The sequence below is a fragment of the Pseudomonas sp. SL4(2022) genome (assembly GCF_026625725.1).
In the GTDB taxonomy this organism is placed as follows: domain Bacteria; phylum Pseudomonadota; class Gammaproteobacteria; order Pseudomonadales; family Pseudomonadaceae; genus Aquipseudomonas.
Window position 1 is genome coordinate 1,331,472 of the sequence record NZ_CP113060.1, and the last position, 20,173, is coordinate 1,351,644.

Here is a 20,173-nt window from a genome sequence, read left to right on the forward strand (position 1 = left end):
GGCGAAAAAATAAATCTGTCCCCTTTTTCTATAACTCTGGGTCGGATAGTGTGCTTGGACAGTTATCGAAAAGACCAATCATGTATTGAAATATATTCAATTTTCTGAATCGGCGCATGCTCCAATGAAGCTCTATAGTCGGTTATAAAGCTAATGCCCTCTATATATCTACCACTTTCAATTATTAAAAAATCGTCATCCATGTCATTGAAATCAAGTTCATGAGAATCACTAAGCAGCAGTAGGTCATCGCCAGGCATAACCGACTTGAATTTCCCTTGGTAGCCTTTCCCAACCACAATTCTATATAGTTTCTTGGCATCCCCAAAATCCAATGAAACCAAATCATTGCGATAGCTGAATGACTCAACAGTCTTGTCAAGCCCGATGGCAGAACCGACTTTTGACCTGACTCCAACCCATCCCGCACTGTTAATCAAAACCTCATCAATGCACGCATTAGACTCATACCAGTCTACGATTCCAATTTTTTCTTTAATACTGGAAAAATCCTCACCCAGAGAAAACCCCGCCGCGCTTATACCCGGAATAAGCACTGCACTAAGATTAGGAATTAACATCGCCATGCACCACTACCTCCAAGCTTTCCACTGGCCAGCCTCATACTTCAAGCGGTTACCCTGCTTATCATAATACTGCTGATACTTGGTAATTGTTCCTGGCTTGAAGCCTGCACTCGAGTCAATCACTCTGACTTCAGTTCCATCTTTGTACGTAAACTTATAGTACTCCGCGTCATGCCGACCTCCGCCAGAGTGGTATTGGACTTCCTTAATCGCTGGGTGCCCTTCCACTGTAAATGCTTGTGCATTGCCAGAAGTGCCTGGCTTGGGAGGTTTAGGCACAAGCTTTGCGCCGTCCATCTTATACGCTTGAACCAAATCATCTATTGATGAACCCCAGACCTTATCCAAGCTCCTTGGAATGCCTGCCTGCACAGCAAGATCATTACGCAGCCCATCTCGGGCAATAGACGAAGTGGCGGGAACATCTACAGCTCCTGTCGCTTTTGGACCACCTACCTCCTTAGGTACTAACGGCACATCCCCATCAAACCCATACTTCTCGATAGTCGCCAGCTGAGCCGCCAGTTTCCCACTCGAGCCAGCCATCAGTGCGCCAGCTTGCTCCTTGGTAACCGCAACACCAAATTTGGCTGCCTGCCCTGCCGCCTTTACCGCATCGGCTTCGACGGCAACCACCAGCGTGATCGCTACAGAGATAATGCGTCCAATCTGCATGCCCAACTGTTCGGCATGATCCAGGCCACCAACTTCCAACGCAACCTTGGCTTTTTCGATGGACTGCTGCATCTCGTCATACTTTGCCCCCAGCAACTGTTTAATTGCTGGAGCGCTGATCACCTCGGATATCTCATCAAGACTTTCACCGGGGAATGCAGAGAAGCGTGCCACTGTATTGAGCGTATCGAGTCCAGAGCCTGCCAAACCGTCCTTCAGGCCTTTGGCAATGCCTCCCCCCGTAGAGAGATCCTGATCTAACGATGTTTTAAGCCATTTAGCATGTATGTTTAATTGCTCGGCTAGCGTTTCCGCTTCGGCCAACTCTTTATTACGCTGAACTTTCTGCTGTGTGGCCAACCAGTTGTTGTCAACATTTGCGGTGGCGGCATTATTAGCGGTGGCGGCGCTATCAGGGTCTGTGGCCGCAGCGATACCCGTGACGATGCTCAGAAGCAGATTACGCTTGGCCTCACGTTGCTCGCTGCTTTCATCGGGACGGGCTTCAGCGAACACCCCCGTGAGTACGCTACTAGCCGCAGCCCCCATTGCACCGGCCGAACAAGACTGCTGACTGGCAGCGGCTGCGCCACAGCCGACAATGGCATGCAGTGCAGCATGCAGCGGGCTTCCCTCGGTCAACGAGCCATTTTCCACCAACTTACCGATGTAACCGGCCCCCTGTTGCTGGAGATAGTTGACCACCATGTTCTGCGCGAACTGGCTGGTGCCTGCATTGACTTGGCCCCCTGCAGCAGCAGTTAATGCCGTCGCAATTTGCCTGTAGGTTCCACCTGCCCCCCAGTTGTCATTGATGGATTTAGCTTCGTCCCTGAGTATCTGCGCCTGGCCTAGCAAGCTCAGCCGCTGTTCAGTAGTGAGGCCATTACTTACGTCGTTTGCCTGAGCCTCGATTTTCTCGGCGTATGCCTTTTTAGAATCAGCCTCCCGCGCCTTGGCCTCCAACAAAGTGCCCACGTTGCGCACAAACTGCTCAGTAATCTCGAAGCCAGCTTCGATCTCCTTGCGATCAAAGATCGGTTTGAGGGTATTGCTGCCGTCCCTATCGCTGGATACATCGCGATTGACGCCGGCCACCGCCTGCTCAGCCGTCTGCCCTGTCAGCTCTTGCTGCTTGGCAGCATCGGTGATGGTGATGGCACCAGCACTGATACCGCTCTGCGTGGTGCTCTTATCCTTACCACTGGCACTTAGCGCGATTGGTGTGCCTGCATTCGCAGCGGCCTCCTGAACAGGCTTTCCGTCCTTGTCCGTGATTACATTGCCGGCCTTGTCACGAGCAGCTGTGCTATAGCTGCCACTCAAGCTGATACTGCTGCCCTTGTACTCGGCTTTGTTCTCGATATCGGAATGCGTCAGCGTGGCAGTCGTCAGGCTGTTCTTGCCATCCTCTAAGGCTTTGTCATTGCTGGCGATAATGGCGCCTTGCAGATCCGTATTGCCGCCAACGTTGATCTGGAAGCCGCCATCACCCGCCTTGATACCGGTTTGCTGGCCGACACTTGCGTACTCACTGTTGATCTTCTGCTGGCTAAAACTTCCGGAGACCGTGGACACGCCCGCACAGAAAGGCGGGATGCACAGGCTCAGCCCAACGCCCGCGTTTTGCTGTTTGGATTTGTAGTCGTCGATGTCTTGCTGGCTGACCAGATTCAAGTCGCCACCGACCTCAGCAGTAACCTGCTTGGCGGTGACCACTGCGCCTTTCAGGTTAGTGTCGCCACCACTGTTCAGAGCGACTTTCTCGCCGGCAGTCACCAACGTATTGGCATGGGTGATCGCTTCACCTTCGGATGAGCCTTTGCCCTTATTGGCAGCCAGCTCGAGGGTAAAGCCGTTCTGCTGGCCCACGCCGAAACCGACTCCGGCACTCCAACCGCTGTTGCTGTTCTTGCCCTCTTGGCTGGCGGTGTTTTGCGCCGAGACGAGGTTGATGTTGCCATCCGCATCGAGCGCTACATTGCGCCCCGCATCGATGGTGCTACCCACCACGTTCAGATTACTGGCGTCACCGTCACCGGTTGCCTTGATGCTGACGTCCCGGCCAGCTGCGACGCTGCTGGCAACCACGTTCTGCCCAGACTGGGTACCGCCACTCTTGCTTTGGCTGTTGCTCAGGTTGACGCTGATTTTGACACCCGTGAAATCCCCGGTCGCCAGGGTCTGGGCACTCTGATAAGCCTGGTAACCACTCATCGCGGTGTTGGCGGCCGCCAGGGCGGTCAGGCGTGTGTCCTTGGTATCACCGGCTGCATTGATCATTCGCTGCGCACCTTGGACCGCTTCGATCAGCGGCACACTCACGGTGCCGCCAACAGCGGTACGGTTGGAGCTTTGCTTCTGGCTGGAACTGAGCAGGTCATAACCCGCTTCAATATCGACACGCTTGGCGGTGATAGAGACATCGCCCTGCGGCGCGATGACCTGGCTGGCCTGCTGGCGATAGGCTTCACCAGCCTTCAGCTCGACATCCCCACCCAACGAGGCGATCTGGCTGCCCAGTTGTTGAGTCGTACTGTTCTGGCTGCTTTGCTTGATGCTGACCACACCCGTTGCGCCCTGCCACCAGTCGCCAATTTCTCCGGACTTCTTCGAGCTGGAGCGGGCACGGGAGTCATCCTTGGCTTCCCCACTGGTGATAAGCAGATTGCGCCCAGCCGCTACGTTGATATCGCTGTCAGCAACCAGGGTGCTACCCCGGATCGCGGTATCGCGGCCGCTGGTCACGTCAATGGTGGCGCCGCTGAGCGTGCTACCAACCTCCTGCGATGAAGATGACTGTGCACCCTTGGATTTCTGCTCGAGCGTCAAAGACCCATTGGTTGCGAGCGAGTCAAAGATGTGCCACTTCAGTGAGCTGGACTTGCTGGCCTGGCTCGACTGCTGCGAGGCCACAGCAGTGCCTACGGAGATATCGCGCCCGGCATCCAGGATGATGGCGTCGTCAGCACGTAAGCCAGCTGCGCGCAGTACGATATCGTCGCTGGCGTCGATGACGATGTTTTGGCCGTCCAGGCGGGTACCGGTGAGAGTCGAGGCCTCGGAGCTGCTGGTTTTCGCCTTGCTGGAAAACAGGCCGCTTTTGACCTTGGCGTTGGCCTGGCTACTGGAGTTCTGTGCTGCATCCAGAACAACGTCGCCACCTGCATTCAGATAGATATCCGAATCGCTGATCAACTGAGCTCCGCGTGCGGCAATATCCTTATTGGCATGCAGCGTCAGGTCACTTCCCGACGTGATGTAGGAGGAGACCGACTGGCTATTGGAGGACTCGGACATCTGCAGCTTGCTGCTGCTGAACATGCCGCCTTTTTTCTTCTTGTAGAAATAGCTGTAGTCGGAGTTCTGGGCAGCATCGAGCTCTATGTTGCCGCGGGCGTAGAGGTAGGCCTCTTCACCGGCATGGATCTGGCTGCCAACAAGGATAGTGTCGTTACCTGAGACGCTGGTGAAATTACCGCCTGCCTCTATCTCAGAGCCCTGTTGGCGTACCGAAGCATCTTCCTTGTGGATCTTTTTCTTACTGCTCTTGTAGTGGTACTCACTGCTACTTTCGTTAGCTGCCGCCCCGATCAGCACGCCGCCACCCGCCAACACGTCGATATCCCCACCGGCCTTAACCTCGCTGGCGATCACCTCCAGGTCTTGTCCAGCCTCGGCTGTCAGATCGCCGCCAATATTCACCTCGCTACCATGTTGGGTGATGGTCTGGCTGGAGGTGCGGGCTTTCTTGTATTGCGCCTGAGTAGTGTCCACTTCAGTGGCGGCGGTAATCAGCAGGTCACGACCGGCCCGAAGTTGAGCATCGCCGCCAGCCTGGAGCACGCCACCGATATTGCGCAGGTCGCGACCGGCGGAGAGGGTCAGGTTATTGCCGGCTTCGATACGGGCAGCGTTGTCCGCCACGCTCTGGCTCCAACTGAAACCACCGTCACGGCCCGCACTGGTGCCAATGCTGCGTTCGTTGCGGATGTCGCCCTGTTCGGTAACCAGGGTGACGTTCTTGCCATTGATGATGCCGCCCTGTGCATTGCGGATGCTGTCGGTGGCCAGCAGGCTCAGGCGCTCGCCCGCTTGTATCAGGCCGTTATTGCCGATGTTGTTGGCCGTCACGCTGAGGTTCTTACTGGCGCGCAGGGTGCCGCTATTGTTCAGGTTGCCGCCGCTGATCAAGGCGACATCTTGCCCTTGAATCAGGGCGCCCGTGGGAGCCAGACGGTCATTGGCCTGGGCCATATACAACACCGGCACCAGAACCTTCTGGCCATTCACGACCTGCTCTTGCATCCAGACGATGTCATGGGTCAGGGCCGCCACCTGTTCGGCCGTCAGGGCGATACCGGGGGCCAGGTTCAGCGCTTGTTTGCTGGCGATGGCGTTGTCCATCAGGTACTTGAACTGCGCTTCGTTCGAGTTCAAACCCGCGAGGAAGCGCTTGCCGGTACGCGCGACGATGGCTTGCTGGATCAGGCGCTGCTCATACAAACCATCGCCCAGGCGGCGTTGGGTTTGATCCGGGTTGTAACCAACGGCGTTGAGCAGGTAGCCCGAGTTGAGAAAGCTACTCAGGCTGGCAAAGGCCGGGTTGGTTTCAATGAGATAGGGATGTTCAGGGTTCTGGCTGAGGCTGAACAGGCCATTGTTCCCCTGCGGCAGGCTAAATCCAGGCAAAGCCAGAGGGTCGACGGTTTGCTGGGCCAGCTCCGGCGGTAACTGTTGATTCAGCGTGGGAGGCGGGGTAGTCCCGAGCTGGGTGTCTGCAACACGACTCACGCCTGGCTGGGTGGCTTCACCCGCACGGACAAGCGCATTCTCGATAGTCTGCAGGCCAACAATATTGACATTACCACCGGCCTGAACAACCGCAGGCGCCACGACGCCGCCACTCGTTGCCGTCACACTGCCGCCGGTTTGCGCCCCTAAGGCGATCCCGGAAAATGACAGGTAACCGGGGTTGTAAGAAGCCGAGGCGGGGTCGTTATAGGCGTTGTAGGCCCCCATGTTGTTGATGAAGGTCCAGTAGGCGCTGTCACTCTTGGTGTAGACGTGATAGCTGGCATAGCGCAGCTCACCGCCACCGACCCCGGTATTGGAGAAGCGCTCGGTATTGATGACGATATCGTTGCCGGCTGACACGCTGCTGTAGCGGTTGTCGAAGGTGCCACCCGTGAACCGCAGAGCCCCCCCGGCCGTCAGGCTGGCGCTGGCCGAGTCCTCGGTAATATGCGGGCCGAAGGTTTCGTTTACATAATAAGAGGCTTCACAGTGTTTGCCTTTGCAGTTGTCGGTGGAAGTCAGGGTAATTTGCCCTGAAACCAATCGCTGCTGGAAAACCAGTTTGTCTTTACGGTTGACCAGGCTGTCTACCGCCAAACGCATGTCAGCGGCGCTTTCAATCGTGCCGGAGATGTTCTCCAGCAGTTCGGCGCGGCGGTGCTGGTCGTCCAGGGCGAAGTCCAGTGAGCCAAGGCTGTAGATGTCGCCAAAGCGGTTGGTCAACGCCTTGCTACGCAGTTGCATGTCCGCGCCGCTGAATAGCAGGCCGTTCTCGTTCGCCAAGGCCTGGGTATCGACACGTACTGCCCCAGCGGAGCCTAGTGTGCCAAGGTTATGCACCTTACTTGCCGCAAGTGTCAGGCCCTGGGTGGCCGTGATGATGCCACGGCTGCGCAACTCGCCAGAAAGTTGCAGGTGTGCCTGGCCACGGGTACGCAACTGCGCGCCATTTCCCAGCTCCAAACTATCAGTCGTAATGAATAGATCCTGCTCGCTGAGCAGGCTGCCATTCCCACGGTAGCTTCCTGTCAGCTCCAGGCGTGCAGCCTGAGTATTGACCTCACCCTCGTTACGCCAATCAGCACCCTTGGCCTCCAGCGAGCCGAGTGCCAACAAGCGACCAGCACTGCTCTGCTCGAAGCGGGCAGCATGCAGTCGTAAGGCGGAATTGCCGATTTCGACTTTGCCCGTGTGGTTATCGAACAGAGTGCCGATAGCAAAAACGCTTGAGCCACTATTGCCCAATGCACGCAGCCCACCATTGCTATTGCTCAGGCTGTCGGCACTGACAACGAGGGTGCTACCGGCCTCAACCAGGCCACTTGTGTTATCCAGTGCCCCGGTCAATTCGACCGTGATCGCGCCATTGGCAGAGACGGTGCCGTTTTGGTTAGCCAAGTTGGCCGCCGTGACCTTGATCGCTTGCTTGGCCAGAACTTCACCGCTCTGGTTGTTCAGCTGGTGACCGCTCAGCTCGAGGTTTTTCTGCGCAACGATCCGCCCGGCGCTGTTTTCCAGCGTTTGCGCCTTGAGCGTTGCATCACCGGCGCTGAGCAGCTTGCCGGCGCGGTTGTCCAACGTTTGCACATCGGCATTCAAGCTGCCGTGGGAGGTAATAGTGCCGGGGTTTTTCACCGTGTGGGTTTGCAGGCTCAGGGTGGCCGTGTTGTTCAGGCTGCCATCGGCACGCACACCCGCCTCGACCACGCCTTGGTTGAGCAGCTCGCCACCTTTAACGGTGAGCTGCTGGGTGGCGGCGAGGCTTTCTTTGACCCGCGTCTGGCCACTGACGTCTACCACGGCATTGCGCCCGGCGAAGGTGTCGGCATTCAGTTCGATATTCTCGGCCTTAAGCTGCAGGTCGCGGCTGGCGGCGGTGCGCGCCATGCTCAGTTGGCCATTGGCATCAATCTGAATATCCCCGGCACTGGCAGCCATATCACCGGCCAGTTTCACGCCCACACCGGCTTCGGTACCGACCAGGCGAATCGCCCCGGCGTACATGCCGCCCAGCGCTGAGCTGTCGATGGCCAGTTGCGGTTTGGCGCTGCCATCATCGGCTTTGGCGGTGGCCGTGAGGTTGGCGGCGTCAACGTCGTTACGCCCGGTAATCACATTCAGTTGGTTGGCATGCAGCTCGGCGTTGATCTGCGCACTGCGGGTGATCAGGTCGAACTGACTGACATTGCGCGCATTGAGGCCATCGCCTTCGATGCGGATCTGCCCGCCCTCGACATCAAAACGGTCGAGCTTGCCGTTCTCAACAATCGGCTTGCCGGTAGTCAGGGTCGCGCGCGGGGTATTGATAAAGCCGCAGCCGTCGCAGCTGATGCCATGGGGGTTGGCGACGATGACCGCAGCGGACTTGCCGGCCACTTCGGTGTAGCCCCTGAGCTGGCTGGGGCTGCCGCCGTTGACCTCATTGAGGATGACGTTCGCCGCCCCACCCGTGAGATTGGGGCCGCCCAGGTTTGGGTTACCCATCACGTAGCCGCCTAGCTGCGTTTGCACCACTGCCTGAGCACTGTTGTTGAGGATCAGCCCCTGCTGACTGACGTTGAAGTCAGTGAATTTGTTGTGCGACAGGCCGCTGCCATTGGGCGTGGCGATATTGACCATGGGCACGCCATTGGCGGCCTGGGTCACCGCAGCATTGCTGCCGGCCTGGGCATCCAGTGCCAGTTCAGCTGCCGTGGTCACGATCGGATTGAGGAACATGACCCCAATCAAGACACAGGCCATGTTTTGGAAAAACGGCGCACGCACGTCCATGTAAAAACTCCAACCCGTAGGGCGATAAATCAGCAATCAGGAAAATCAGAAGAACAGGTCGACCCGGAAGTACACCGGATGCTCCTGACGCTCGATGGCGTCCGGGCGTTCCAGTGAACGGGCGAAGGTCACCGAGGCGGCCAGGTGCTGGCCACGGGCACTCAGCTCGATGGCATTGCCGGAGAGGCGACCGTGCTGGTCCGGGTTGTAACGCCCGCCGCTGATCACGCCCATGTCGTAGGCGAAAGCCACGCCGTACTCACTGACAAAGGGCTGCAGCGGTTGCCAGCTCACCGCCTTACGCCAGCGCACTTGGTTGCGCCAATAGGCGCCGCTGTCGCCGGACAGCGATTGCTCCTTGAAACCGCGCACCGAGCTGAGACCGCCGACGCTGATGCGTTGCGGGCTGAACAGCACGTCTTCACTGCGCTGGCCGTTGGCCAGGCTGTCGAAGCTGAACGACTCGCCCCACAGCTGGAACGGCTGCAGGTAACTCAAGGTCAGGCTGTATTTGTTGTACCGCGCCACCGGCTGGCCGCCTTGCGGGCTGCCACTGCGCTGCGCATCGAATGCGCCGGTACCGTGTTGCCAGCCGAGGTCGGCGTTGATGAAGGCACTGCCGATACGGCGACCATGGTTAAAGCCCAACTGCGCTTCCGACAGACGCTGACTGGACACGTCGATCAGGTTGCCGAGGATAAAGTTGTTGCTGCGCAGGTGGCTGACGCCCAGGCTGGCGGCGGTTTTGCTCAGGCTGTCGCGGTGCAGCACACGTTCGCCGCGCAAGGCGTGGGTTTTGCTCTCGCCATCGGTGTCGAAGGCAAAGCCGTTGGACTCATTCAGGGTGCGGTAGTAGCTCTGGCTGTAGCTGTAATTGAAGGTCCACCAGCCGTACGGCAGGCTGTAGTTGAGGCTCTGGTTGTGCGAATGGCGGTAACTGTCGCTGACTGCATCGCGGCCGGCACGCAGGCTCAACTGATCGGCCAGGCCCAGTGGGCTGTCCCAATCCAGGCCCAGCCCCCACTGCTGCTCACCGGTACTCAACTGGCCATCGTTGTGCCGCGCCAGGCTGACGCGCCACGGCTTGCTGCGCTGACCTTGCAGCTGCACGCGGCTGCCACCGACCTGCTCACCGGGCACCAACTCAAGCTGCGCCTGACGCGACGGCAAACGGTTGAGCTGCTCGACCAGTTGCTCCAGCTCGCGCAGGTTCAGCGTGCGCTCGGTCGTACCGGGAAAGCTCATGGCCAGCTCGCGATCCGAGGCCAGCTCCGAGCTGTTCAAGCCTTCCAGTTGGCCCTCGACCACCGTGACCTGCAGCGTACCGCTGGCCAGGTCTTGCTGCGGCAGGTAGGCACGCGTGGTGACATAACCACGACCGAGATAGTGATTGGTGATGTCCTTGAGCAGCTGATTGAGCTGACCAACGCCTAAGCATTGGCCGCTGTAGGGCTTGAGGATACTGGCTTGATCCGCCGCACTCAGCAGGGTGGCTCCGACCAGATTGATCTGCTCAATGGCAAAGCAGCGCTCATCGTCTGTTGCTGGTTGCGCGGGGAGCTGATCAACCTTCCCTGGCAACTGACGCAACTCATCCAGACGCCGCTGCTGCTCTTGCAGCAGACGCTCCTGACGTTCGCGGATAAGGTCACGATCACCTGGCGTTTGCGCCAGCGATACCGCGGGAATAAGGGAACACATCAGCCAGACGGCCAAAAAATGGCCGGGAACCATTTTTAACGTCGCGCAGCGACGGCACGCAGGGTGGCCGCCAAGAATGGCAGGCCATAAAGGGTTACTACGAAGGGACATGCCTTCAATCCTTTGAATAGCGGATTAACAGAGAAAAATGCGGCGCGCATTAAAACACATGGCGAGTTGCCATCATCTCAAAAGCGCGTGACCCGCCTCACAGAACCAGCCGCTCACCCTGAACTTCTGACCACCGGTTGCTGTCGCGCAACGTACAGAAAACACCCCAAGCCGACAATGCTGCTGCCAGGCAACCCCGCATAAAAAAGCCCCCGCAGGCTCGTGCCGGCGGGGGCTTTTCAGATAGCTAGAACTGTTATCAGTTCTTGGCTTTCTTGGCAGCGCGGGTGCGCTCGCCTTCGTCGAGGATCTTCTTACGCAGACGGATCGACTTCGGCGTCACTTCACACAGCTCGTCGTCCTGGATGAACTCCAGCGCTTGCTCCAGGGTGAAGCGAACCGGCGGTACCAGGGCGATGGTTTCGTCTTTGCCCGAGGCGCGCATGTTGTCGAGCTTCTTGCCCTTGGTAGGGTTCACGCCCAGGTCGTTGTCGCGGCTGTTCAGGCCGACGATTTGACCGTTGTAGATTTCCTGGCCGTGCTCAACGAACAGTTTGCCGCGCGCTTGCAGGGTTTCCAGGGAGTAGGTCAGGGCTTTGCCGGTTTCAACCGAAACCAGTACGCCATTCTGACGACCGGACATGGTGCCGGACTTCATGGCGTCGTAGCGGTCGAAGATCGAGGTCAGGATGCCTGCACCGTTGGTCAGGGTCAGGAACTGGTTACGGAAACCAATCAGACCGCGCGCCGGGATGTTGTACTCAAGACGCACACGGCCTTTGCCATCCGGCACCATGTTGCTCAGGTCGCCTTTACGCAGACCCATTTCTTCCATGACCTTGCCCTGAGCTTCTTCGGGGATGTCGATGGTGACGTTTTCGAACGGCTCTTGCTTGACGCCGCCCACTTCACGAATGATCACTTCCGGACGGCCAACGCCCATTTCGAAGCCTTCGCGACGCATGGTTTCGATCAGTACCGAGAGGTGCAGCTCACCCCGGCCGGAAACCTTGAACTTGTCGGCGCTGTCGCCTTCCTCCACACGCAGGGCCACGTTGTACAGCAGCTCTTTGTCCAGACGCTCTTTGATGTTGCGGCTGGTGACGAACTTGCCTTCTTTACCGCAGAACGGCGAGTCGTTGACCTGGAAGGTCATGGAAACGGTCGGCTCATCAACGGTCAGCGGTTTCATGGCTTCAACGTTGTTGATGTCGCACAGGGTGTCGGAGATGAACAGCTGATCCATGCCGCTGACGCAGACGATGTCACCGGCAGTGGCCTCTTCAACGTCCACACGGTGCAGACCGTGGTGGCCCATCAGTTTGAGGATACGACCGTTGCGCTTTTTGCCTTCGGCGTCGATGGCGACCACCGGGGTGTTCGGCTTGACGCGGCCACGGGCGATACGGCCGACGCCGATAATGCCGAGGAAGCTGTTGTAGTCCAGTGCCGAGATTTGCATCTGGAACGGGCCGTCGACATCAACCTGCGGCGCAGGCACGTGGTCAACGATGGCTTGGTACAGCGGGGTCATGTCTTCGGCCATGGCGGTGTGGTCCAGACCGGCAATGCCGTTCAGGGCCGAGGCGTAGACGACCTGGAAGTCCAGTTGCTCTTCGGTGGCGCCGAGGTTGTCGAACAGGTCGAAAATCTGGTCCAGTACCCAGTCCGGACGCGCGCCCGGACGGTCAACCTTGTTGATCACCACAATCGGACGCAGGCCGGCTTCGAAAGCCTTCTTGGTCACGAAGCGGGTTTGCGGCATCGGGCCATCCTGGGCGTCAACCAGCAGCAGCACGGAGTCAACCATCGACATCACGCGCTCTACTTCGCCGCCGAAGTCGGCGTGGCCGGGGGTGTCGACGATGTTGATGCGGTACTCGCCCCAACGGATCGCGGTGTTTTTGGCCAGGATGGTAATGCCGCGCTCTTTTTCCTGGTCGTTGCTGTCCATCACGCGCTCGTCGTTGAGCTCGTTGCGCTCAAGGGTGCCGGACTGGCGCAGGAGTTTGTCTACCAGGGTGGTCTTACCATGGTCAACGTGGGCAATGATGGCGATGTTGCGTAGATTTTCGATCACGTGTGTATCTCGATCAGAGGATTCGGTTTGCCGCTTAGTCTAGGCGGCGAGTATTAAGAAACGCGGTATCAGCTGGCCCGTTGGTCGGGAGGGCGATGGCGAATACTGCCGCCATTCAACCCGGGCGTTTTATGTCGGACGATAAACGCGCACATTGGCATGCCCCTCGCTGAGCAGGTGGTGGGCATGCAAACGGCTCATGATGCCTTTGTCGCAATACAGCAGGTATTGGCGCGCGGCATCCAGCTCCTTGAAGCGGCTGTTCAGGGCATAGAACGGCAACGCTTGTACTTCGATACCGGGCAGCTCCAGCGGCTGCTCTTCGGCATTATCCGGGTGGCGGATGTCGATGATGACATGCCCGGCCAGGGCTTCGCTGACTTCTTCGACCTTGATGTCCTTGCCCAGCTCGTCGATGACTTTGTCGATCGGCAGCAAGGTGGCACGCGTCAAGGCGCGCTCGAAGACCGCCATGTCCACCTGGCGCTCTTCATGTTCGATGCGGTCTTTCTTCGCCCGCGTGGTCGGGTTCACCGAGATCACGCCGCAGTATTCCGGCATGTGTTTGGCAAATTCGGCCGTGCCAATCTGCGTGGCCGTGTCGATGATGTCCTGCTTGTGGCTGGCGATCAGCGGGCGCAGCACCAGCATGTCGGTAGCCGAATCGATCACCGAGAGATTCGGCAAGGTCTGGCTGGATACCTGGGAAATCGCCTCGCCCGTGACCAACGCATTGAGCTGCAGCTGCTCGGCCATGCGCGTGGCGGCGCGCAGCATCATGCGTTTCAAGATCACGCCCATCTGGCTGTTGTCGACCTTGCCGAGAATTTCACCCAGCACTTCCTCGAACGGCACGCTGATAAACAGCACACGCTGCGAGCTGCCGAACTTCTCCCACAAATAGTGCGCCACTTCCATCACGCCCAACTCGTGGGCACGGCCACCGAGGTTGAAGAAGCAGAAGTGGGTAACCAGACCACGGCGCATCATCTGGTAGGCCGCCACGGTGGAATCGAAACCACCGCTCATCAGCACCAGCGTTTGCTCCAGCGAGCCCAGCGGGTAACCGCCCAGACCTTCGTGCTGGTGATGAATGACGAACAGGCGTTGGTCGCGGATTTCCATGCGCACCACCACGTCCGGGTCTTTCAGCGAAATGCCCGCTGCGCCGCACTGTTGGCGCAACTGGCTGCCGACGTAACGCTCGATGTCCATGGAGCTGAAGGCATGCTTGCCAGCGCGCTTGCAGCGCACCGCAAAAATCTTGCCCGGTAACTGATCGGCAAAGTGCAGCTTGCACTTGGCCAACACGTCATCGAAGTCGCCCAGCGGGTATTCATCGACTTGCAGGAAGTGGGTGATGCCGGGGGTGCAGCTCAGCCGTTCGATCATCGCCTGCAGGGTTTTCGGTTCACTGATCTGGGTTTCGACTTCCAGGTTGTCCCACACACCGCTGACCTGCAGCTGTGGATCGAACTCACGCAAAACCGAACGAATATTCTTCGCCAGCTGCCGGATAAAGTGCTTACGCACCGGCCGACTTTTAATGGTGATTTCCGGGAAGACTTTAACGATCAGTTTCATGAAAACGCTGCGTGCCGAGACGGCCAAAAAACAGGGGCGCGGATTATAGCGGAAATTGCTCAAGCTTTGATCAAAAATCCTCACCCAATCAAAACGCGCACCATTAAAGTGCGCGCAATAAATATAGCGAACCATAACAGTGCAAATATTTATCGAGCAGCGCTATGCAGCCCCCGCCAGCCCTGAGTTTCAGGGCTTACACCCATTCCTGTGCACTGGCATGCAATTTGCTCCCTTGTGAGGCAGGATGCCCTGGCGGAGTATGCCGCCGGCCGTACCGTACTATTGAGGGCTCACGATTCGAGCCTTATCCACCTGGAGGACAGCATGTCGAAGTCGATTCAACTTATTAAAGAACACGACGTGAAGTGGGTTGACCTGCGCTTCACCGACACCAAGGGCAAACAGCACCACGTGACCATGCCGGCACGCGATGCGCTGGACGACGAGTTCTTCGAAGTCGGCAAAATGTTCGACGGTTCCTCCATCCACGGCTGGAAAGGCATCGAAGCTTCCGACATGATCCTGCTGCCGGTTGACGAAACCGCCGTACTGGATCCGTTCACCGAAGAGCCGACCCTGATCATCGTCTGCGACATCATCGAGCCGAGCACCATGCAAGGCTACGATCGTGACCCACGCTCGATCGCCAAGCGCGCGGAAGAATTCCTGAAAACCACCGGCATCGGTGACACCGTATTCGTTGGCCCGGAGCCTGAGTTCTTCATCTTCGACGAAGTGAAGTTCAAGTCCGACATCTCCGGCTCCATGTTCAAGATCTTCTCCGAACAAGGCTCCTGGAACACCGACGCTGACATCGAAGGCGGCAACAAGGGCCACCGCCCAGCTGTCAAAGGTGGCTACTTCCCAGTTCCGCCGTGCGACCACGACCACGAAATCCGTACTGCCATGTGTAATGCCATGGAAGAAATGGGCCTGGTCATCGAAGTTCACCACCACGAAGTGGCCACTGCCGGCCAGAACGAAATCGGTGTGAAGTTCAACACCCTGGTGGCCAAGGCTGACGAAGTTCAGACCCTGAAGTACTGCGTACACAACGTGGCTGATGCCTATGGCAAAACCGCGACCTTCATGCCGAAGCCACTGTACGGTGACAACGGTTCGGGCATGCACGTGCACATGTCCATCTCCAAAGATGGCAAGAACACCTTCTCCGGCGAAGGCTATGCCGGCCTGTCCGATACCGCCCTGTACTTCATCGGCGGCATCATCAAGCACGGTAAAGCCCTGAACGGCTTCACCAACCCGTCGACCAACTCCTACAAGCGTCTGGTCCCAGGTTTCGAAGCTCCAGTAATGCTGGCTTACTCGGCGCGCAACCGTTCGGCCTCGATCCGTATTCCGTACGTGTCCAGCCCGAAAGCCCGCCGTATCGAAGCACGCTTCCCGGACCCGGCTGCCAACCCGTACCTGGCCTTCGCGGCTCTGCTGATGGCCGGTATCGACGGTATCCAGAACAAGATCCACCCTGGCGATGCGGCCGACAAGAACCTGTACGACCTGCCACCCGAAGAAGGCAAGCTGATCCCACAAGTGTGCGGCAGCCTGAAGGAGGCCCTGGAAGAGCTGGACAAAGGCCGTGCGTTCCTGACCAAAGGCGGCGTGTTCTCCGACGACTTCATCGATGCCTACATCGAGCTGAAGTCCGAAGAAGAAATCAAAGTACGTACCTTCGTACACCCGCTGGAATACGACCTGTACTACAGCGTCTAATCCGGCACGCAACACAAGAGGCCACCTTCGGGTGGCCTTTTTGCGTTTGGCGCCGCGCACAAACCACCTTTCGCGCCGTAGTTTTCTGCGCTGGTACACGCTCAGCCATTTGCGTGCTTGCCAGAGCGCCTCACCAGTGCAAGGCTTAGGGCACATTACCCGGGAGAGTCAGGCATGCGCCCTCTACTTATCTGCCTGCTGCTGAGCCTGGCCTTGCCGGCCAGTGCACAGATCTACAAATACACCGACGCCAACGGCAATACGGTCTTCACTGACCAACCGCCGGAAGGCCAGGCAACGCAGAATGTCGAACTGCCCAAAACCAACAGCGTAACCCTGGCGGTACCCCCCGCCCCAGCGCCCAGCACACCGAGCGACAGCGGTACCGCCGCAGTGCCCTATAGCACCCTGCAACTCACCGACCTGCCCAGTGAGGAAGCGCTGCGCGCCAACAACGGCACCTTCAGCGTCGGCGTAGCGATCGAGCCACGTCTGGCCAGCAACCATCTACTGCGTTTGCTGCTGGACGGCAAACCTCATGGCCAACTCAGCAATGCACCACGCCTGCAGGTGAACAATGCCGACCGCGGTGAACACAGCCTGGCGGTGGAGGTACTGAGTGCAGGCAAGCCAATCCAGCAGAGCGCCACGGTGACCTTCACCGTGCAGCGGGTGAATACCAGCAGCCCGGCCCTGCGACCACCACCGCCAAAACCCACACCAAAGCCAGCCACCTGACCTATGCGAACTCTGCTGTTATGCGGCCTGCTACTGCTCGCCCTGCCTACTCTGGCGCAGGTCTATACCTACATTGATGCCGACGGTAACCGGGTGTTTACCGACAAACCCAAGTCCGGCAATGCCGAGCGCGTCGAACTGGTGCCCAGCAACGCCATGCCCGCCCAACCGGCGTCGGCGGCACCGGTTATCGCGGCCCCGCCCGAACCGGCGCTGCGCTACAACCTGCTGCGCATTCTGGTACCCCAGCCGGATGCCACCATCCGGGATGCTGCCGGCAACCTGATCGTCAGCGTCAACAGCGAGCCCGACCTCCACCCGCAGCACAGCTACCGCCTGCTGCTGGACGGCGAACAGGTAGGCGAAGTGGGCAGCAGCCCGGTGTTTCCGCTGGAGAATATCGACCGCGGCACCCATCAACTGGCGGTCGAAATCATTGATGCGCAAGGCCGCATCATCGAACGTACGCCCAGTCAGCCCTTTCACATGCTGCGCATTTCCCTGGCGCAGAAACGCATGGTCACCCCCTGCAAGAAGGCCGACTATGGCGTGCGTCCTGAGTGTCCACTGAAGGACAAGCCGCCAGAGAAAAAAGACATCCCTTTCGTGCCCTTCCTCTGATAGCAACGCGACTCGCGACGAAACGGCAACAGACCCTGGCGCACCAACAAGGTGCATTCAGGCGTGCTGCGTTTCTATACTCTCCCTGTTTTGGGTCGCACCGCAGCGCCCAATTGCGCTGAATAGTCGCCAATTCGCCGCATTCCACAGCCAAACACGCTTCTTTTCGGGGCTTTGGTTTGCTTCTTGCATTTTCCAGCCACACTGCTGGAGCCCAAGGGTCTGCGACATTCCATATGATCATCAACGACGCACTGCATCGCCTGCTGCTGGACAACCTGACCACGGCCACCTTGCTGCTCAACGACAACCTGCGTCTTGAGTACATGAACCCGGCAGCGGAGATGCTCCTGGCTGTCAGTGGCCAGCGCAGTCACGGCCAATTCATCAGCGAACTGTTCACTGAATCCAGCGAAGCCCTCAGCGCGTTGCGTCTGGCGGTAGAGCACGCCCACCCGTTCAACAAACGTGAAGCGGTGCTGACCTCCGTCAGCGGGCAGACCCTGACCGTCGACTACGCGGTAACGCCGGTGCTCAATCGCGGCGAAACCCTGCTGCTGCTGGAAGTCCACCCGCGTGATCGGCTGCTGCGCATCACCAAGGAAGAAGCCCAGCTGTCGAAACAGGAAACCACCAAAATGCTGGTGCGCGGCCTGGCTCATGAGATTAAAAATCCGCTGGGGGGTATTCGTGGAGCAGCGCAGTTGTTGGCGCGTGAACTGCCCGAGGAGAGCCTCAAGGATTACACCAACGTGATCATTGAGGAGGCCGACCGCCTGCGTAATCTGGTGGACCGCATGCTCGGCTCGAACAAGCTGCCCTCCCTGGCGCTGACCAACGTGCATGAAGTGCTGGAGCGCGTCGGCAGCCTGGTGGAAGCGGAAAGCCAGGGCAGCATCATTTTGGTGCGCGATTACGACCCGAGCATTCCGGATGTCCTGATCGACCGTGAACAGATGATTCAGGCGGTGCTGAATATCGTGCGCAACGCCATGCAGGCACTGTCCGGACAAACCGATCTGCGCCTGGGCCGCATCACCCTGCGCACCCGCACCCTGCGCCAGTTCACCATTGGCCACACCCGGCATCGCCTGGTGACGAAAATCGAAATCATCGACAACGGCCCCGGCATACCGCCCGAGCTGCAAGAAACCATCTTCTACCCCATGGTCAGCGGGCGTGCCGACGGCACCGGCCTGGGCCTGGCCATCACCCAGAACATTATCAGTCAGCACCAAGGCCTGATCGAATGCGAGAGCCATCCGGGCCATACCGTGTTCTCGATCTTCCTGCCGCTGGAACAAGGAGCATCACCGTCATGAGTCGCAGTGAAACCGTCTGGATTGTCGATGACGACCGTTCCATCCGCTGGGTACTGGAAAAAGCCCTGCAACAAGAAGGCATGACCACGCAGAGCTTCGACAGCGCCGATGGTGTGCTCAACCGCCTGAGCCGGCAGCAACCGGATGTGATCATTTCCGATATCCGTATGCCGGGGGCCAGCGGCCTTGATCTGCTGGCACGCATCCGCGAGCTGTATCCGCGTTTGCCGGTGATCATCATGACCGCCCATTCCGACCTGGACAGCGCCGTGGCGTCTTACCAGGGTGGCGCGTTCGAATACCTGCCCAAGCCGTTTGATGTCGACGAAGCGGTGTCGCTGGTCAAACGCGCCAACCTGCACGCACAGGAACAGCAAAGCCTGGCCGCGCCGGTCGAGCAGCCGCGCACACCGGAAATCATCGGTGAAGCGCCGGCCATGCAGGAGGTGTTTCGCGCCATCGGTCGCCTCTCGCACTCCAACATCACCGTATTGATCAACGGCGAGTCCGGCACCGGCAAGGAGCTGGTCGCCCACGCCCTGCACCGCCACAGCCCGCGCGCGGCCTCCCCCTTTATTGCGCTGAACATGGCGGCGATTCCCAAAGATTTGATGGAATCCGAGCTGTTCGGCCACGAGAAGGGGGCGTTTACCGGTGCCGCCAACCAGCGGCGCGGGCGCTTCGAACAGGCCGACGGCGGCACGCTGTTTCTCGATGAAATCGGCGATATGCCAGCCGACACCCAGACCCGCCTGCTGCGCGTGCTGGCTGATGGCGAGTTTTACCGCGTGGGGGGCCACACCCCGGTGAAGGTCGATGTGCGCATCATCGCCGCCACCCACCAGAACTTGGAAAGCCTGGTGCAGGCTGGCAAGTTCCGTGAGGACTTGTTCCACCGCCTCAACGTCATCCGCATCCACATCCCGCGCCTGTCGGATCGCCGCGAAGACATCCCGACGCTGGCCCGCCACTTCCTCAGCCGCGCCGCGCTGGAACTGGCCGTCGAACCCAAGCTGCTGAAAAGCGAAACCGAAGACTACCTCAAACACCTGCCGTGGCCGGGCAACGTGCGCCAGTTGGAGAACACCTGCCGCTGGATCACCGTCATGGCCTCCGGGCGTGAAGTGCATGTCGACGACCTGCCGCCCGAACTGCTCAGCCAACCGCAGGAAAGCGCCCCGGCCAGCAACTGGGAACAAGCCCTGCGCCAATGGGCCGATCAGGCCTTGGGCCGTGGCCAATCCAGCTTGCTCGACACCGCCGTACCGGCCTTCGAGCGGATCATGATCGAAACCGCGCTCAAACACACCGCCGGCCGCCGCCGCGACGCCGCCGTGCTGCTGGGCTGGGGCCGCAATACCTTGACGCGCAAGATCAAGGAACTGGGCATGAACGTTGAAAGTGCTGATGACGAGGACAGCGACGACTGATCCCTCGCACCTTAGCCGATC

General features: G+C 58.9%; 10 protein-coding genes. 5 read left to right on the forward strand and 5 right to left on the reverse strand.

The window, feature by feature from the left end; translation table 11 throughout:
• Nucleotides 1–62: 62 nt before the first annotated feature.
• From OU997_RS06430 to thiI, 5 genes are all read right to left on the reverse strand, one after another.
• Nucleotides 63–587 carry a hypothetical protein gene (locus OU997_RS06430; protein ID WP_267809454.1) on the reverse strand — a complete coding sequence of 175 codons (525 nt, stop codon included), beginning with the start codon at nucleotides 585–587 and terminating at the stop codon, nucleotides 63–65.
• 6 nt (nucleotides 588–593) lie between these two features.
• Nucleotides 594–8,831 carry a hemagglutinin repeat-containing protein gene (locus OU997_RS06435; protein WP_267809455.1) on the reverse strand — a complete coding sequence of 2,746 codons (8,238 nt, stop codon included), beginning with the start codon at nucleotides 8,829–8,831 and terminating at the stop codon, nucleotides 594–596.
• Between the two features lie 45 nt (nucleotides 8,832–8,876).
• A complete protein-coding gene (locus tag OU997_RS06440) occupies nucleotides 8,877–10,532 on the reverse strand; it encodes a ShlB/FhaC/HecB family hemolysin secretion/activation protein (RefSeq protein ID WP_256583098.1) in 1,656 nt (551 codons plus the stop codon).
• Nucleotides 10,533–10,902: 370 nt separating this feature from the next.
• Nucleotides 10,903–12,723, reverse strand: coding sequence for a translational GTPase TypA (typA, locus tag OU997_RS06445; RefSeq protein ID WP_108489274.1), 1,821 nt, complete (start codon nucleotides 12,721–12,723; stop codon nucleotides 10,903–10,905).
• 129 nt (nucleotides 12,724–12,852) lie between these two features.
• Nucleotides 12,853–14,307, reverse strand: coding sequence for a tRNA uracil 4-sulfurtransferase ThiI (gene thiI, locus OU997_RS06450; protein WP_108489341.1), 1,455 nt, complete (start codon nucleotides 14,305–14,307; stop codon nucleotides 12,853–12,855).
• Nucleotides 14,308–14,634: 327 nt separating this feature from the next.
• Between thiI and glnA the strand changes: the two genes are divergently transcribed.
• The 5 genes from glnA to ntrC all read left to right on the forward strand — a co-directional run bounded on the left by glnA (nucleotide 14,635) and on the right by ntrC (nucleotide 20,152).
• Nucleotides 14,635–16,041 (forward strand): glutamate--ammonia ligase, encoded by a 1,407-nt coding sequence (glnA, locus tag OU997_RS06455; protein WP_108489275.1) that lies wholly within the window; start codon nucleotides 14,635–14,637, stop codon nucleotides 16,039–16,041.
• 174 nt (nucleotides 16,042–16,215) lie between these two features.
• The gene (locus tag OU997_RS06460; protein ID WP_267809456.1) at nucleotides 16,216–16,779 is read left to right on the forward strand and encodes a DUF4124 domain-containing protein; all 564 of its coding nucleotides are present in this window, start codon (nucleotides 16,216–16,218) and stop codon (nucleotides 16,777–16,779) included.
• A 3-nt stretch (nucleotides 16,780–16,782) separates the two neighbouring features.
• A complete protein-coding gene (locus tag OU997_RS06465; RefSeq protein ID WP_108489277.1) occupies nucleotides 16,783–17,400 on the forward strand; it encodes a DUF4124 domain-containing protein in 618 nt (205 codons plus the stop codon).
• 239 nt (nucleotides 17,401–17,639) lie between these two features.
• Nucleotides 17,640–18,722 (forward strand): nitrogen regulation protein NR(II), encoded by a 1,083-nt coding sequence (gene glnL / locus OU997_RS06470; RefSeq protein ID WP_177480039.1) that lies wholly within the window; start codon nucleotides 17,640–17,642, stop codon nucleotides 18,720–18,722.
• On the forward strand, nucleotides 18,719–20,152 hold the full coding sequence (gene ntrC / locus OU997_RS06475) for a nitrogen regulation protein NR(I) (protein WP_108489279.1): 1,434 nt from the start codon (nucleotides 18,719–18,721) through the stop codon (nucleotides 20,150–20,152). Before glnL ends, ntrC begins: the two co-directional genes overlap by 4 nt.
• Nucleotides 20,153–20,173: the final 21 nt, after the last annotated feature.

Excerpts from the sequence above, each read along its gene's own strand:
- OU997_RS06430 (WP_267809454.1), bottom strand. The coding sequence starts at position 587 with ATGGCGATGTTAATTCCTAATCTTAGTGCAGTGCTTATTCCGGGTATA.
- OU997_RS06435 (WP_267809455.1), bottom strand. The coding sequence starts at position 8,831 with ATGGACGTGCGTGCGCCGTTTTTCCAAAACATGGCCTGTGTCTTGATT.
- OU997_RS06440 (WP_256583098.1), bottom strand. The coding sequence starts at position 10,532 with ATGTGTTCCCTTATTCCCGCGGTATCGCTGGCGCAAACGCCAGGTGAT.
- thiI (WP_108489341.1), bottom strand. The coding sequence starts at position 14,307 with ATGAAACTGATCGTTAAAGTCTTCCCGGAAATCACCATTAAAAGTCGG.
- glnA (WP_108489275.1), top strand. The coding sequence starts at position 14,635 with ATGTCGAAGTCGATTCAACTTATTAAAGAACACGACGTGAAGTGGGTT.
- OU997_RS06460 (WP_267809456.1), top strand. The coding sequence starts at position 16,216 with ATGCGCCCTCTACTTATCTGCCTGCTGCTGAGCCTGGCCTTGCCGGCC.
- OU997_RS06465 (WP_108489277.1), top strand. The coding sequence starts at position 16,783 with ATGCGAACTCTGCTGTTATGCGGCCTGCTACTGCTCGCCCTGCCTACT.
- ntrC (WP_108489279.1), top strand. The coding sequence starts at position 18,719 with ATGAGTCGCAGTGAAACCGTCTGGATTGTCGATGACGACCGTTCCATC.